General features: G+C 51.0%; 13 protein-coding genes and 1 pseudogene. 7 read left to right on the forward strand and 7 right to left on the reverse strand.

Annotated features, from left to right (window positions below; all coding sequences use genetic code 11):
* Positions 1-35 precede the first annotated feature (35 nt).
* The 3 genes from putP (at position 36) to ACRCJM_RS10250 (ending at position 4,153) form a co-directional block, all read left to right on the forward strand.
* The gene (gene putP, locus ACRCJM_RS10240; protein ID WP_431464820.1) at positions 36-1,535 is read left to right on the forward strand and encodes a sodium/proline symporter PutP; all 1,500 of its coding nucleotides are present in this window, start codon (positions 36-38) and stop codon (positions 1,533-1,535) included.
* Positions 1,536-1,775: 240 nt separating this feature from the next.
* The gene (locus ACRCJM_RS10245; RefSeq protein ID WP_431464821.1) at positions 1,776-2,729 is read left to right on the forward strand and encodes a 1,4-dihydroxy-2-naphthoyl-CoA synthase; all 954 of its coding nucleotides are present in this window, start codon (positions 1,776-1,778) and stop codon (positions 2,727-2,729) included.
* A gap of 434 nt (positions 2,730-3,163) precedes the next feature.
* Positions 3,164-4,153 (forward strand): Fic family protein, encoded by a 990-nt coding sequence (locus tag ACRCJM_RS10250; RefSeq protein ID WP_431464822.1) that lies wholly within the window; start codon positions 3,164-3,166, stop codon positions 4,151-4,153.
* Positions 4,154-4,946: 793 nt separating this feature from the next.
* On the opposite strand, the gene ACRCJM_RS10255 is transcribed toward ACRCJM_RS10250, so the two are convergent.
* From ACRCJM_RS10255 to ACRCJM_RS10270, 4 genes and pseudogenes are all read right to left on the reverse strand, one after another.
* Positions 4,947-7,526, reverse strand: a complete 2,580-nt coding sequence (locus ACRCJM_RS10255) for an AAA family ATPase (protein ID WP_431464823.1) — start codon at positions 7,524-7,526, stop codon at positions 4,947-4,949.
* A gap of 81 nt (positions 7,527-7,607) precedes the next feature.
* Positions 7,608-8,495 carry an AbaSI family restriction endonuclease gene (locus ACRCJM_RS10260; RefSeq protein ID WP_431464824.1) on the reverse strand — a complete coding sequence of 296 codons (888 nt, stop codon included), beginning with the start codon at positions 8,493-8,495 and terminating at the stop codon, positions 7,608-7,610.
* 9 nt (positions 8,496-8,504) lie between these two features.
* Complete coding sequence (locus ACRCJM_RS10265) at positions 8,505-9,710, reverse strand: type IIL restriction-modification enzyme MmeI (protein ID WP_431464825.1); 1,206 nt, start codon at positions 9,708-9,710, stop codon at positions 8,505-8,507.
* Positions 9,711-9,774: 64 nt separating this feature from the next.
* Positions 9,775-11,406: pseudogene (locus tag ACRCJM_RS10270) on the reverse strand (DNA methyltransferase); the annotation flags it as partial.
* 216 nt (positions 11,407-11,622) lie between these two features.
* On the opposite strand from ACRCJM_RS10270, the gene ACRCJM_RS10275 reads away from it, so the two are divergent.
* Both ACRCJM_RS10275 and ACRCJM_RS10280 read left to right on the forward strand, forming a co-directional pair.
* Entirely contained in the window at positions 11,623-11,877 is a 255-nt protein-coding gene (locus ACRCJM_RS10275; protein ID WP_083090784.1) for a type II toxin-antitoxin system Phd/YefM family antitoxin, read from the forward strand.
* Positions 11,878-11,885: 8 nt separating this feature from the next.
* Positions 11,886-12,143, forward strand: a complete 258-nt coding sequence (locus ACRCJM_RS10280; protein WP_185174195.1) for a Txe/YoeB family addiction module toxin — start codon at positions 11,886-11,888, stop codon at positions 12,141-12,143.
* Positions 12,144-12,205: 62 nt separating this feature from the next.
* Here the strand turns inward: ACRCJM_RS10280 and ACRCJM_RS10285 are convergent, their stop codons facing one another.
* Together ACRCJM_RS10285 and ACRCJM_RS10290 are read right to left on the reverse strand one after the other, a co-directional pair.
* A complete protein-coding gene (locus ACRCJM_RS10285) occupies positions 12,206-12,433 on the reverse strand; it encodes a hypothetical protein (protein ID WP_237199593.1) in 228 nt (75 codons plus the stop codon).
* 2 nt (positions 12,434-12,435) lie between these two features.
* Entirely contained in the window at positions 12,436-12,612 is a 177-nt protein-coding gene (locus ACRCJM_RS10290) for a hypothetical protein (protein ID WP_237184993.1), read from the reverse strand.
* Between the two features lie 105 nt (positions 12,613-12,717).
* Here ACRCJM_RS10290 and ACRCJM_RS10295 point away from each other — a divergent pair, with 105 nt between their 5' ends.
* Together ACRCJM_RS10295 and ACRCJM_RS10300 are read left to right on the forward strand one after the other, a co-directional pair.
* Positions 12,718-13,983: an AMP-binding protein gene (locus ACRCJM_RS10295; RefSeq protein ID WP_431464826.1), complete on the forward strand. Its 1,266-nt coding sequence runs from the start codon at positions 12,718-12,720 to the stop codon at positions 13,981-13,983.
* A 90-nt stretch (positions 13,984-14,073) separates the two neighbouring features.
* Positions 14,074-14,991 carry a 1,4-dihydroxy-2-naphthoate polyprenyltransferase gene (locus tag ACRCJM_RS10300; protein WP_431464827.1) on the forward strand — a complete coding sequence of 306 codons (918 nt, stop codon included), beginning with the start codon at positions 14,074-14,076 and terminating at the stop codon, positions 14,989-14,991.
* On the opposite strand, the gene ACRCJM_RS10305 is transcribed toward ACRCJM_RS10300, so the two are convergent.
* Positions 14,988-15,272 carry a DUF4229 domain-containing protein gene (locus tag ACRCJM_RS10305; RefSeq protein WP_431464828.1) on the reverse strand — a complete coding sequence of 95 codons (285 nt, stop codon included), beginning with the start codon at positions 15,270-15,272 and terminating at the stop codon, positions 14,988-14,990. The two genes, ACRCJM_RS10300 and ACRCJM_RS10305, sit on opposite strands and share 4 nt — an antisense overlap.
* Positions 15,273-15,285: the final 13 nt, after the last annotated feature.

The raw sequence follows: 15,285 nt of genomic DNA on the forward strand, positions 1-15,285 counted from the left end.
CCCGCACGCCCTCGCCTACAACCCAAGGGGAGCTCATGAGCAACACCACCTACCAGCTGATAGCCCTGGCTATCTACTTCGCCGCCATGGTCGGCATCGGCATCTGGGCCAAGTCCAAGAACAACAACCTCGACGACTATGTGCTCGGCGGGCGCTCCCTCTCCCCCACTGCGGCGGCTCTCTCAGCGGGTGCCTCGGACATGTCGGGCTGGCTCCTCATGGGTCTACCCGGTGCCCTCTACATCACCGGCCTGGCTGAAGCCTGGATTGCCATCGGCCTAACTGCCGGTGCCTGGCTCAACTGGAAGTTCGTGGCCCCCCGCCTGCGCGCCTACACCGAGGTCTCCCGTAACTCGGTGACCGTCCCCTCCTTCTTCCACAACCGCCTGCGCGACCCCCGCGGTATCATCCGCATTTTTGCCGCCCTGGTCATCCTAATTTTCTTCACCTTCTACGTCTCTTCCGGCATGGTGGCCGGTGGCGTCTTCTTCCAGTCCTCCTTCGGCGGTAACTACCACACCGGCATGCTGCTGGTCGCCGGCATCACCGTCGCCTACACCCTCTTCGGCGGCTTCCTGGGTGCAACCTACACCGACGTCGTCCAGGGCCTGCTCATGCTCACCGCTCTGATTGTTCTGCCAATCATGGCCCTGGTTTACGTCGGCGGCTTCTCCGGCCTTGAGAGCACCATCGAGTCCGTCAACCCCACCGCCCTCTCCCTCTTTGCGGGCACCACCGTGCTGGGCATTCTTTCCTCAGCTGCCTGGGGTCTGGGCTACTTCGGCCAGCCCCACATCATCGTGCGCTTTATGGGCCTGCGCTCAGCCCAGGACGCCACCGCCGGCCGCCGCATCGGCATCACCTGGATGATTGCCACCCTGGTCGGTGCCATGAGCGCCGGTCTCATCGGTATCGCCTACTTTGCCCGCCACCCCGAAGCCACTCTGACCGACACCACCAATGCTGAGTCAGTCTTCCTGGATATGTCCCAGATTCTGCTCCACCCCCTGCTGGCCGGGTTCGTACTGGCAGCAGTGCTGGCGGCTATTATGTCGACCCTTTCTTCCCAGCTGATTGTCTGCTCATCTGCCCTGGCTGAAGACCTCTACAAGCTCACCAGCGGCGGCAAGGAACTCTCAGACGCCAAGGGCCTCTGGCTAGGCCGCGCGGGCGTGCTGGTTGTCTCTGTTATCGCAGGCCTGCTGGCCTGGAACCCCGACTCCTCTGTGCTCTCCCTGGTCTCCTTCGCTTGGGCTGGCTTCGGCGCAGCCTTCGGCCCCATCGTGATTCTCTCCCTCTACTGGCGCAAGCTCACCGCACTTGGCGCCGTAGCGGGTATGGTGGCAGGCACCATCACCGTCTTCGTCTGGGGCTACAACGAGGTGCTCTCGGGTTACATGTACGAGATCGTGCCCGGCTTCCTGGTCAACCTGCTCTTTGCCTACCTGGTGTCGGTTGCCACCTACAAGGGTGACTCCGCCACCGCCCGCGAAATCAACGAAGAGTTCGACCGCGCAGTGGAGCTCTCCCGCTAAGCTAGTTTCCGCTAGAACCGCCAGCCAAGGTTCTTCTTTTATCAGGACGCCGCACCCCGCTCCCCTGCCCCTCATGCAGGAAGCTGGGGGCGGCGTCCGTCCTTTCTTCCGCTGAATGGCGGCAAATCTCTGCTGAATGTAACCGAAAGCTTCATGTGCGTGTTCTTTGAACGCGCAGATGAAGTTTTCGGTTACGCACAAGGAGCCAGCGGCGGGGGCGCCCTGGGTAGACTGGTGGCTATGACTAACGAACTTCCTGCCAAAGTTTCTGATATTTTTGACCCCCGCCAGTGGCGCCTGGTCGAGGGCTTTGAAGAGCTGACCGACATCACCTACCACCGCCAGGTAGAACGCAACGAGGCCGGTGAGATTCTGCGCGACCTACCAACCGTCCGCATCGCCTTTGACCGGCCCGAGGTACGTAACGCCTTCCGCCCCCACACCGTCGATGAGCTCTACCGGGTGCTAGATCACGCCCGCATGACCTCCAACGTGGGTACCGTACTGCTGACCGGCAACGGCCCCTCAGCCAAGGACGGCGGCTGGGCCTTCTGCTCCGGCGGCGACCAGCGTATTCGCGGCCGCGACGGCTACCGCTACGCCGAGGGTGAGACCCGCGACTCCATCGACCCGGCCCGCGCAGGCCGCCTGCACATCCTGGAGGTGCAACGTCTGATTCGCACCATGCCCAAGGTGGTTATCGCCCTGGTGTCGGGCTGGGCAGCCGGTGGCGGCCACTCCCTGCATGTGGTTGCTGACCTGACGATCGCCTCAGAAGAGTACGGCAAGTTCAAGCAGACCGATGCGACCGTGGGATCCTTTGACGCCGGCTACGGCTCAGCCCTGCTGGCCCGCCAGGTGGGTCAGAAGTTTGCCCGCGAGATTTTCTTCCTGGCCAAGGAGTACGATGCCAAGCGCATGTACGAGATGGGCGCAGTCAATGACGTGGTACCCCACGCTGAGCTGGAAACCAAGGGGCTGGAGTACGCGGCCCACATTGCCCGCCAGTCACCGCAAGCGATTCGTATGCTCAAGTTCGCTTTCAACCTGCCGGACGACGGCATGGTCGGCCAGCAGGTCTTCGCCGGTGAGGCCACCCGCATGGCCTACATGACCGATGAGGCTGTCGAGGGTCGCGACGCCTTCCTAGAGAAGCGCGACCCCAACTGGGAGAACTACCCCTACTACTTCTAAAACACCTGGTTATGCTTCGCACCGTCTACCGCTCAAGCTCAGACAGTTTCTCGCTACGCTAGAAAAACTCGCAGTTGCGGTAGACGGTGCTTTGCTTTGTGCTGTTGCATGTAAGTGTTATGACGGTGGCGTCCTGGCTGGTGTTCTTATTGAGACAATTTCGGCGGATTTTCTCAATAAGTCACTTATCGAGAAAATTCGGGTATATTTGCTCAATAAGCATCCCGAAGTAAGGCTGGTTTCTCATGAGTTTATCTTGGCCAAAGCTCACATATGCAGAGCATCAGTGGAATCATCGTGATCCGTTGGCTTCTCACCGGTCACAACTAAGAAACCGCGGTGGCTTCAGGGCAGCTGTTGTTCCGTTTATCGCCGAGCGACAGGTTTCTGTTCCACCTGAGATTTCAGCTCTTGTTGCTGAAGCGACAGCCCGAATGACTCGTTTTGACCAGGAGTTTTCACAGCTCTCCCATTTTCCTTTTGCGGCAGTTCTGCTTCGTGGTGAGTCAGCGACCAGCTCTCAGATCGAGAATCTTACGGTTAATGCGCGCAAGCTATCGCTGGCTTCATTGGGTGCTGAAGTGGGCGGCAACGCCGAGTTAGTTGCTCGCAATGTAACGGCTATGAAAGCCGCTATTGATTTAGCAGAACATCTTGATAGCGCCGCAATCTTGACAATGCATCGAGAACTAACACAGGGCGTTCAGGCTGATGCTGGAACCTTTCGGCAGGAATGGGTGTGGATTGGTGGCCAGTCTCCGGTGACAGCTCATTATGTTGGCCCGGAGTGGGAGCAGGTTCCGGCGCTCATTGATGACCTGGTGGCTTTTTCAGCCAGGCAGGATATTGATCCGACCCTGCAGGCGGCAATTGCACATGCCCAGTTTGAGACGATTCACCCGTTTACGGATGGTAACGGCAGAACAGGTAGAGCTTTGGTCTCATCGGTTCTGCGCGCTCGTGGAGTGACAAGGAATGTCACGGTGCCCATTTCGAGCGGTCTATTACACGATATTGGTGATTATGTTGAGGCTCTGACGGCCTACCGTGAGGGTGATGTGGTCCCGATACTTGAGTGCTTTGTGAGGTCGGTGGATGCGGCACTTGAGAATGCGCGCTTATTGGCCGCTGACTTGGAGGGTGTTGAGGCGGAGATTTTGGCGTCTCGTTCTCGTGTTACTGAGCCTGTGAGGTTGCTGGCACGGTTTGTGTGTGCGGAGCCTGCTTTTACGGCAAGCATGTTGGAACAGCATGCTGGGGTTTCGAAAGCTACAGCTTATCGTCTGGTAGATGCGCTGGTTGAGACTAAGATTTTGCGGGTTGAAAAGAAGGTGCGCGGGCAGAAGGTGTGGACGTCTCCCGCCGTTCTGGCGTCTCTTGATGCGTTTGCGAAGAGGGCAGGACGCCGCGAGTTTAGCGGGTAATTGATTCTCATGGAAACCTCGGCACAAATTGCGCCATTAATCATTGGCTACCTAAGTTTCACTCAAATAAGGTTTTCTATTATCCTTTATCTTGTTAACAAAGCGGATGAGATTTTCGGCGCTGTCTGGCAGAAACGCGACCCAAATTGAGAAGAGCCTACTGCCTCTAAGCTGTAGTTCAAGGATATTAATCCGCACACGACAGATAAACGACTTCCCCTGCCTTCAAGACGATGGCGGAAGATGTCATCCATACATGAATTATGAAGCGAGAAGAGCCACGGATGGGAAGCTCGGGGAGTAATTCATACCAAACGTTTGCTTCCCACCTGAGCCGAGAGATCAGGTTCTCATATGCGCTCTATCTAGCCCACATACTTGAATGTTAGTTCTCTGCATGTCCCTGCCATGTCTCAGTTGCTCAATTCTCTTGAGATACCACATAGGCGAAAATCATCCCCACAAACATGCCGATGAACCCAAGAACGACTATCGATAGAGCCAGATATATCAATGAAGCTTATGCAAAAGTCATATGGCTGAGGGAGGCGGCAGGAAGGTGAACGGGCTGGATGAAGTGCCCGGGTGCGAGCAAGCGAGCACTCATAAGGGCGCAGAATCCGCTGCAAGGCAGGCAAGAAGGTTCTTCACCATTGCCGCCTCTGAAGCCACCTAAGAGACTTTTGAATAACCCTCATAGTTTTGAAATCAAATGCTTTTTATTAGAATTCAAAAGTCTCCAAAGAACCACTCCCCCACCTCCTCATTCATTTTAAATAAAATCCAATATCCTCTAAGAAGAGCTAGAATATTTGCAATCCCCTTCTTTGCACTGCTTCATTTCATATAGAAAAACACCAATCTTATTTTTCAGCAATTCATTTCCGATGTCTATAGAATCATCAAAGTCAATATCTTTAGACAATTTTTTAAGTTCTTCAAAAATTAACTTTGAAACGTTAGAATCGGGAAGAATAACATCTGCATGAGATCCAGGATTTAGATATGCATTGAACTGCCCTGATAATAAATCAGACAAATTATCAATTTTTTTCTTTTGTGGAATATGGGCTCCATGTCCACAGACTTCTGCCTTAAGCTCATTTAATGATCGGTTAATTTGATTACATAACCGTTGAATCTCTGCAGATTGATTCGAAGGTTCATTGATTATCCCTGCACCTTCAGAGGAAATAATTTGTGATAATTGTTTAACATACATCTCCAAGGCTACTCTTACCTGCGACGCAAAAGCCGCCCTATACCAAAGGCGATATTTATTATTATCATTACAAGGATTTTCCGCTAGAAAATTCTCCATTCTCAATAAAGCACCCTTAAAATTCCTAGGAACAAACACAGTATGTCTATCTTCTTTATACACTTTTCCACTAATTACTTGAGAAGAAATTGTTTCCATATTGTATTGGAAAATATTTACATTGTTATTTTTTGAGAAATCCCATAAATCCTTAACAAGGGCATCATCATGAGTAAGAATAACAATTTGATTATGAGATGAAGGATCTTGAAAAAATGTCCCAATTCCCTTATCAACAAATATTTTTCTTGTTGAACCGTCCAACATATCACTAGGATCATCTAACACTATCAGCGAACCTGGGTTCTCAGCCTGTATTCGTGAGAAGTATATTGCCAGGCTTAACATATCCATTTGCGCATCAGATAGATATCCGATTGCATGCGTATTTGTTGAACCTGGCAAGTCAACCATAAACTGTAATTGGGCAGCCGATCTACCTGAAATACCTTTTACATTAATTTTAACTGCAGGTGTATTTGCAGGTGCTAGGTTTTCCATCCACTGATTTATAGAATCCGAAAAAGAAATAATTCTATCGCTAACTTCCTTTTGAATTTTTTGATCAATTTCAAAGGACGCATTCGAAAATATTTCCCTCAGTTTATCTAATTGAAAAATATTATAAATACTTTGAGAAACCGATAAATCGTTATCTTTAATAAATTTAATATATCCCTTCTCGACAACACTCAGATGCGAAAAATTATCACGCTGAACTTTGTAGTCATCTATTAATTGTGTTAGTTTATTAAAATATTTTTTCTGAGAGACTAAAATATCTGTTATTTCCTGCAGTTTCTCTAAAGTTAATTCAGGATCATCTTTATAATCTAAAAACTTCTCATATCCTTCGTTTAATTTATTAGCTACTGATATAATTCTAGAAGTAACTTCAGATTCAGCATTAGACAAGTTACCGAAGTTCACTATACCATTACATAAAATTAAACGATTTATTTCCTTATGAATATTACTGACAAGTTGCTTGTAATCGCTACTCCACTGAGAATATTCTTTTTCTTTTTCAATTAGACTTTTTAGTTCATCGATTCTTGACTGTTCTAGGTCAATTTTTCCGCATCCGGGGCAAGGCATTCCTTCGTGGCTAATTTCAAGAAACTTTTCGATAAAATCTAGGTATTTCTCGCTCTGAGATTCATGATTAAATTGTGGCTTTTTCCCAACAAGCACTTCAAAATCATGCATTAAAACGGGAAAATTAGATTCCCAGTTACCTAAATCACTAGGAATTTTTAATTCATTATCATTGATTGGTTTGCTCGCTATCCATTGTCTTATTTTTTCATGAATATGTTGAAGATCTATAATATCAAATTCTAGGTCTTGTTCCCGTAGATAACTTGAGACATTGAGCAGCTCACTTGAATCTTGGGGAAGATTTTTATGTTCATTAGAAATCTCATTAGAAAAGTAACTCCATTGTTCCAACCAATCGCTTATTCCTAATGGACCACTAAGTAATTTAAGCCTATCAGAGGGCTTATCTGTAATTACATTTCTCATATTCCTGCGAGCAATGATACTAATATCCAGAGCCTCAGAAAATCTATTTTCTGAAAAGTCTGCCCAAGTATATAAGACATCATTTTCATCGCCATGATTTCGGACTTTTAGACTGACCCTAGGTTGTATATCTGATTTTCTTCCATCCGCTAGCTTGTGAGGAATATAGTTCTTATCTTTAACTTCGCTCTCAGTATTATGTGATTTTTTTCGGCTAGTTTCTCCTTCAGAAAGCAGTTCAAGTGCATCAACAAAACTTGTTTTCCCTGTACCATTTGGTGCGTATATTAAGGTTAAGCCGCTTGAAAAATTAATATTTTGTTCTTCTCCAAATGAACGAATACCTTGAATTGACAGCTCTTTAAAATCATAATTTTTTATAGCCTTATTCTCTTTAGGAACTACCAAAAACTTTTTTAGTAACTGTGATAAATTAAAATCATGATCTTGATAATTATCTTTAATTTGTTTTACTAGTATTTGATAATTCTCTTCTTTTGCTTTTTCTAAATCAAAAATACTCAAAACTTCTCCCGATAATAAATAGTTAAAAACAATATATATTTACTTTTATGCAAATCTAGAAATATAAACTATTATTTTACTCTAAAACCACCATTCACCATCAGCAAAGTATATCTTGTCAGCCACTCGGATATAAACTAATATATTTTCACTACTCTCCTCAGGAACTGCGTCAAACACACCTTGGAACTTATAGTAAGTCTGATTAAGTTCATCTCGATAGTGTGAAAACACAACAAATGTGTCTTCATGTGTTCTGTAAACATAAGGGGACTGGTCAGTAGTGTGTGCTTCAATACGTTTACCATCATTAACCAGCTGATTATTCCAGTTTTTGTTTGCATAAAGTTTGGGAAACCAGGCAATAAACTCATGGGCAGCACCCTGGGTTCCTTTAGGATAAGCAAGAGTCGCAGTTGCTGATTGATGTCCTCTGTAATTCTTACCTACAAGTCTCAAAGCATCAGTATGTTTGCGGAACCTAGCATTATCGTGAACAGATAGCTCCCCAAGCTCCAGCCAAGCATCCACATCGTAAAAGGCGTTAAATTCAAATTTTTTAAAGGTTCCCGACTCTTCTTGAATCTTTTTAGCTTGCCGGATCTCATCAATAATCTCTTGAATCCGCAGATTCATTGCAACAAGTGACCTATTTTCATTTACACTGACTCTATGGAAATTACTTTGAAGAACTTCAAAAATTTCTTTTTCACGAGCCTTGTCTTCTTCCTCAGTACCAATATGCCCTAATTCATCCACCTCAACCGCAATTTTAAACTGAGGGAAATAAAGATCAATGAGTCGATAATTCCCACCAACCTTTACATACTGTTGAGTTCTAAATTCAATTTCCGGATCATCCAATTGATGAATTATTCTGGTAACCACATAGTATTCATATTTCTTATTTCTGAGTTTTGAAATTCGAGATGCGTAGTAGTCTAATTCATCTAGATATTCTTTCCCCATTTAGCTTTCCTAAAGTTTCTGATAATTGGCAAAAAGTAGTTCAAGCCGTTGAATTTCTGACGCGCAGAGCTTCGGGGCGCCGAAGGCTTTATCTACCAGACGGTCCAACTTCTTATGGGCGTCCAGGAGACCCTTATCCATCGCCAACGGGTTATACATATCCGCCAACGAACGTGTACCGCCAGCACGCTCAGCAATAGCCTCACGCGCAGCCAGCACACCCCTACCCGCCTCAATAATCTGCTGGCGCAATTTCGGTTCCACAGCAGGCAAGGGAAGATTATTCCAAACAATAGTGTTGGAGAAACTTAAATCAGACTTCAATCGGCCTCCGATAGCACGTTGCCAGGTCATAAACATTGAAGAGCTGATAATAGCGAAAAGGAAACCATCCGGGTCTTCAGCTGTATAGACCTTATCGCCAGCGATGGTTTCTGCTTCTAATAAATCTGCTGTGTAAAATAACCGGTTCTCGGAGACTACACGTGGAATACCCACATAGTCAGTCAAGGGACGGTTCTTATTCGGCCGCATAAGGTGGGGTATGTTCCGCAATTTATAGGCATCCCCACTCGGAGTCTGTTGGCTTCTCCAGATACGATTTTGCTCGATACGGTTCTTAAGAAAAGAGCTATTTTCGATATCAGCAGGATCTACATCTTCTAGCCACAGGCACCAACGTTCTAAACCCCGCACCAATTCACGGCCCATACGATATTTTCTTAAGTATTTAGCTGCTGAGCTATCTCGAAGAGCTTCTTGGATATCTGAAGCTTCAACGATTAAATTACCGTTGTCTGCTGGTTTGGTACCAAATCTTGCTTCAGGTAACTCAGGACTCAGCGGCTTCGACATCTTCGTGATGAGCACGTTCGCGGCGTCCAGCAGGTAGGCGTTGATGCCGGTCTTGACCTTGAGCTCTTGGTGGGTCTTCGCCGTCCAGTCATACTCAAAGAGCCGCTGTCGGGCCGCAACGTCGCGGGTGTAGCCGGTAATTACGCAGTGCACAGCGGCCTTACCTGGTGCTTCCGAGTTCCAGGGGAAAGTGTGGTAGGCAAACTTGATGCGCCACCCGTCCCGAAACAGCGGGCCGAAAAGCGCAGGCACGGCCTGCCCCTGAGAAATAGAATTGGTTGAAACGAAGGCAAATTCCCCGTCTCTCTCTCTCTCTCTCTCTCTCTCTCTCTCTCTCTCTCTCGGAGGATGATGGCACATCAGCGCCCGTAAAGAAATCTGAGGACTTCTTGAACCAAGCCGTCACAAAATCCAGGTAACCATCGTAGTCTTTGCCCCAAACCCGCTTCATCGCCTCGGTCTGCCCCTTAGCCTTGGTCCACTGACCAATAAATGGCGGGTTCCCGAAAATAAAGGTCTTACCCCGAGTCTCCGGAACCTCTGCCCGCCAGTCTAGGGCGAGCGCGTCCGCATGAACAATCTGAGCGGTAGTAGCAATTGGGAGACGAACCGGAGCATCACCGACCTTCGAAGCCAAGTATTGGTCAGCCTGGAACTCTGTCAAAAACATAGCTACCTCAGCAATGCGCGAGGGCCACCAATTAATCTCAAAGCCATGGAACTGTTCAATCGATAAGCGTGTACCCAAAGTACCTAGCAGCTGGATCTCCCCACCCTCACGGCGGTTCATCTCAGCTAAAACGTCAGTCTCAATCTCACGCAGTTTGGCATAAGCAACCTGCAAGAAATTTCCAGAGCCACACGCCGGATCAACAAAACGCATCTCAGTCAAAGAATCCAAGAAACGAGCAAAAGATGCCCTGCTAGTCGACTTCGAAGCAATCAAACGATCAGCTTCAGCTCTCAGTTCATCCAGGAAGAGAGGGCCGATAGTCTTCAGAATATCTACCTCAGCAGTGTAATGTTCACCAGCGGCACGACGGGCCTCCCGTGACTTCACCAGCTGGAACATAGACCCAAAGATCGCTGTTGAAATACGAGTCCATCGAAAACGACAAGCATCAAGCAAGGCAGCCCGCATTTCAGCATTAAAATACTCCACAGGGGTACGCTCAGCGAAGAGCCCACCATTTACATAAGGGAACCGCTGCACCAGATCAGGAACATTCTTCTGTACCCGTGCCCGTTGTTGCTCAGGCGTATTCAGATAATCAAATAGACCTGCAATCTGTACCCCCAAATCAGATCCATCCGACTGTGTCCGTTCTTCAATAAAGCGGTAGAAAAGGTCATTCTCCCAAAGACCTGCATCATCACCGAACAGTAAGAACAAAACACGTGTTAGAAAAATCGATGCCCGTTCTACAGCTGGGTCTTCCTGGCCAGCGCTCTCGGGGGCATCCTCCCCCACTGGAGCGTCCGCGTCCTCACCGACCAAAGACTGGTACAGACGTGCCATAATCTTAGAGGCCTGAATCGTAGCTTCTTCCTCTTCGTGCTTATCGATAGCTTCCTGGCCAGCGATAAATTTCAACTGATCTACGAACTCTGGCAGCTCATCCAGAGTAAAAGACCAGGTCTCATTCGTCTTAGAATTGGTGAGCACAAAGCTCTTGAAATTGCAGGAAATCACATACTGCGGCCACTCATGGTCAGAAATTGACCCACCACTCAGATAATCATCAGCTTGAAGCGCAGCAGCCTCCAAAGGCTTATTAACCGATTTCTGCTCCACTAAGAACATGCCCGGCCAGAAAACATCGATCCAGCCACGGTTCTGAGTTGATGCACGCTTAGCCTCACGCTCAAACAAGAGGGTACGCTCATCAGATATACCAAAGCACTTGAGCAAACCAATCCAAAATTGCTGGGTGTACTGCTTCTCAGTTGCACCGCCACCAGATTCTTCAACTTCCCTTAGCTTCTCCGACCAGACACGAGAGAATTTGCTCAGCTCATTCTGAGTGAAGTTACGGTCGAAAAGAGTAGCGATCATAGTTGCATCCTCTAAGGTAGTGTGCCTACTAGGGCATATTCAGGCAACAGTTACCTCCATCATAATTAATGCCTAGATAGTTCAAAAATTTAGGTCCAGATAATTTTATTTTTACACCTGTTAGGTAAAGGTTTTTGGGGCTACACCTATAAATAGCATGTAGCGTCTTGCACCCATCTCCTGCTGTGAGTACAGTTTTCTGTACAGGAGGTTTTGATGAAAACTATGACCTACACCGAGTCCCGCGCCAACTACGCCCAGGTACTCGATATCGCAGTAGAAGACCTTGAAGAAGTCGTCATCACCAGGGCAGGGCGCGAACCTGCCGTCATTCTTTCACTTGCCGAATACGAATCGCTCAAAGAAACCGCTCACCTCTTACGTTCTCCTGCCAATGCTCGTCGGCTGCTAGATTCAATTGACGAACTTGAAGCAGGCGGTGGATCCAGCCAGGCACTTCTCGAAGACTAGGCAGCGGCATGGAACTTATCTGGAGCAGTCAGGCCTGGGAAGATTACCTATGGTGGCAGAGGCAAGATCGCAAGGTTCTCAAAAGAATCAATACCCTACTCAAAGATATCCAACGCAACGGTAACGAAGGTATTGGCAAGCCTGAGGCCCTGCGCAACAACCTCTCCGGCTACTGGTCACGCAGAATTACTGAAGAACACCGACTGGTCTACAAAATCGTGGGCAACTCTGTGCGCATTGCTGCGGTGAGGTACCACTACGAGTAGGACGCCCCACCCCGTCTTCTCCACGGAAGGTAGGGCGGGGCGTCCTTGATTTCGGCTCGGGGCTAAGCCTCAGGGCCTGCCATACGGCGGGCAGCCTTGCGGTTGTCAATGGCGCGTTCTTCGAACTCCAGCTCGATGATGCGCAGCTTGTTCTTGCGGTGCCAGGTCAGTAGCACGTTGACCAGAAAGACCAGGAAAACCAGCATGAAGACCAGGTAGGCCAGGCCAATTACAGAAAGAACGGCCTCCCCAGCAGTGGGCACCAGCGGATTAGTAGCAAGTACAGTCATGGTTAGGCTCCCTTGTCGGTGTTACCTGTGGCATTCTCACCCAGGCCCAAGCGCTTACGAATCACTCGAATTTCGGTCTTATTTTTCTTATGGAACCCCAGGAGCACTACAAAAAAGAGCACCAGCAGGGCCAGATAAAGTAGCAGAATCGCGATTTCTGCACCGGTTACTTCAAGCATGGGTTGGCTCCTATCTCGACCTTGAGAAGCAGAAGGTGTTACCTACAAGATTACCAAGTAGGCATACTATCTGGCAATAATTACCAGGCGTAGACTAAAAGAGCCATGACACTAGATTCCCTTACCCCACTCCCCGCGCCTGCCCTGCCCGGGCCGGGCAGCGTCGTCCGCGTCGGAGCAGATCAGCCCACCAGCCCCACCCAGCAGGTCACCGAAGCCCTGTACACCTTCAGCACCTGCTTTACAGAGCTAGAGAGAGGGCAGGACGCCCCCGCCCTGGTGGTCACGACCAGCGGCTCCACCGGTACCCCCAAGCAGACGGTACTCTCTACCTCAGCATTACGTGCTTCGGCTCAGGGCACAGAAACAGCCACTGGGACAAGCAGCGCCCAGTGGCTCCTGGCTCTGCCCCTACAGTACGTTGCCGGGGCACAGGTGGTGGCGAGGTCTGCCCTGGCAGGTACCACCCCCGTCCTGACCGATTCAGTCAGCGAGGGCACCCGCTTCACGGCCCAGGATTTCGTCAGCTCCGCCGAAAAACTCTCAGCCCCGCACCGGCTGGTCTCCCTGGTACCCACCCAGCTACACCGCCTGCTCGAAACCCCGGTGGGTGCCCTCCGCGAAGAAACCCTCGCGGCCCTGCGCTCTTTCTCTGCAATTCTGCTGGGCGGGGCACCGGCCAGCGCCGACCTCATCGCGACCGCCCGCGCCCTGGAGCTCCCCGTAGTGCGCACCTACGGGTCGGCCGAAACCGCCGGGGGCTGCGTCTACGAGGGCAAGCCGTTGCCGGGCGTCCGCGTGCAGATAGAAGCCGATGCCGCCGACCCACAAGCTCCCGGGCGCATCTGGCTGGGCGGGCCAACCATCGCCAGCGGCTACGCCAATGACCCTCAACGCACCGCCGCCCACTTCTTTGTAGACGACCTGGGCACCCGCTGGTACCGCACCGACGATCTGGGCACCCAAGACCTGCGCACCGGAGCCCTCACCGTAGCGGGTCGCGCCGACGACGTGCTCATTTCCGGCGGTATCAAAACCAGCGCGGCAGCCGTAGCTACCGCCCTCGAAAGCCACCCGGCTGTGCGCGAGGCCCTGGTGGCCGGGGTTCCAGATGCCCGCTGGGGTACCGCCATCACCGCCGCCGTCACCCTGGTGGCGGGCAACAGCGCACGCGCTTCTGTGCTTGCGGACGCCCTCCCTCAGCTGGTGGCAGAAAAGCTGGGGGCAGCGTCCGCCCCCAAACTCGTTGAGGTGCTCCCTGACCTGCCGACTCTTCCCACCGGCAAGCCTGACCGTCGAGCCGTCCAGGTGCTCCTTGCCGAAGCGTGGAAAGCCCAGCCGGCAAACCGGGGTAGGTCACGCGGCCACTAGCGGGCGCCCACCGCTAAAAAGTGAGAGAATGGTGTGTATTTGTGGCGTAGCGACGCCACATCGAAACCTGGGTTGATAAGGAGCATAACAGTGGCAACGGTTGCACAGTGGATTGAAGGGGCGCGTCTGCGCACGCTCCCCCTGGCGGCAGCTCCTATCATTGCTGGTTCTGCAGCCGCCTACGAGGTGCACCAGTTCAAGCCCGTCCGCGCCCTACTGGCCTTCCTCGTGGCCTTCTTCCTACAGGTGGGCGTCAACTACGCCAACGACTACTCCGATGGAATTAAGGGCACGGACGAGGTCCGCGTGGGCCCCCTGCGCCTGGTCGGCTCGGGCGTAGCCAAGCCCTCCCATGTGAAGATGGCGGCCTTTATATGCTTCGGTCTGGCCGGCCTGAGCGGGCTGGCCCTGATTATGCTCTCGCAGCAGTGGTGGTTCCTGGCCATCGGTGCCTCGGCCGTGCTGGCGGCCTGGGGTTACACCGGCGGCAAGCACCCCTACGGTTACATGGGCCTGGGCGATATTTTCGTCTTTATCTACTTTGGCCTGGTCGCCACCCTCGGCACCATGTTTACCCAGAGCAACCAGCTGACCCTGAGCTCCTGGGTCTTCGCCGTCGCCCTGGGGCTTTTCTCCTGTGCCCTGCTGATGGCTAATAACGTACGCGATATTCCCACCGATATTGAGGCGGGTAAGAAGACCCTGGCTGTGCGCCTGGGCGACCGCGCTTCGCGCATCACCTACGCTGTAGAGATGGGCCTGGGTCTGGCCCTGACCGCCCTGCTGGTTCCGCAGAACCCCTGGTACGCCCTGGCCTTTATTCTGATTGGTCCGGTGGTGCGCTCGGCCCTGGTGGTGCTCTCGGGTGCCCTGGGCCGCGACCTGATTCCGGTGCTTAAGCAGGCTGGCATCATTGCCCTCATTTATTCACTGCTCATTGCCCTAGCGGTAGCCCTGCACCCGCTTGAAATCTTTGCTGAGCGGGCCACCGTCTTTACCGGCTACTAAAGGCCCTGGCTGCGGCGGGCTGCTTCGTCCAGCTCGTCTTCAATCGCCTGGTTTTCGTCTTCAACGGTCGTTTTCTTGGGCTTGTTCTTGCGGCGAATCATCCGGTTAAAGTCGGCAGCTGCGGCGTCGTGCAGGCGGGGGAAGGCCAGGTAGCAGATGGCGAAGCCGATGAGCGCGCCGAAGATGATGGCCAGGATGAAGCCCACGCCAAAGTAGTAGGAGGCGAAGAAGGCGGCAGCTGAGAACAGCAGGCGGAGCAGGGAGTACTTCAGAAAATTCACCCCTTCATTCTAC

The organism is Rothia sp. L_38, from assembly GCF_050689125.1.
GTDB lineage: Bacteria > Actinomycetota > Actinomycetes > Actinomycetales > Micrococcaceae > Rothia.

What these genes read in the sequence shown, in the direction of transcription:
- ACRCJM_RS10250 (WP_431464822.1), top strand. Translation starts at nt 3,164, where the DNA reads ATGACTCGTTTTGACCAGGAGTTTTCACAGCTCTCCCATTTTCCTTTT.
- ACRCJM_RS10290 (WP_237184993.1), bottom strand. Translation starts at nt 12,612, where the DNA reads ATGCTTGAAGTAACCGGTGCAGAAATCGCGATTCTGCTACTTTATCTG.
- ACRCJM_RS10265 (WP_431464825.1), bottom strand. Translation starts at nt 9,710, where the DNA reads ATGTGCCATCATCCTCCGAGAGAGAGAGAGAGAGAGAGAGAGAGAGAG.
- ACRCJM_RS10260 (WP_431464824.1), bottom strand. Translation starts at nt 8,495, where the DNA reads ATGGGGAAAGAATATCTAGATGAATTAGACTACTACGCATCTCGAATT.
- putP (WP_431464820.1), top strand. Translation starts at nt 36, where the DNA reads ATGAGCAACACCACCTACCAGCTGATAGCCCTGGCTATCTACTTCGCC.
- ACRCJM_RS10285 (WP_237199593.1), bottom strand. Translation starts at nt 12,433, where the DNA reads ATGACTGTACTTGCTACTAATCCGCTGGTGCCCACTGCTGGGGAGGCC.
- ACRCJM_RS10280 (WP_185174195.1), top strand. Translation starts at nt 11,886, where the DNA reads ATGGAACTTATCTGGAGCAGTCAGGCCTGGGAAGATTACCTATGGTGG.
- ACRCJM_RS10275 (WP_083090784.1), top strand. Translation starts at nt 11,623, where the DNA reads ATGAAAACTATGACCTACACCGAGTCCCGCGCCAACTACGCCCAGGTA.
- ACRCJM_RS10245 (WP_431464821.1), top strand. Translation starts at nt 1,776, where the DNA reads ATGACTAACGAACTTCCTGCCAAAGTTTCTGATATTTTTGACCCCCGC.
- ACRCJM_RS10295 (WP_431464826.1), top strand. Translation starts at nt 12,718, where the DNA reads ATGACACTAGATTCCCTTACCCCACTCCCCGCGCCTGCCCTGCCCGGG.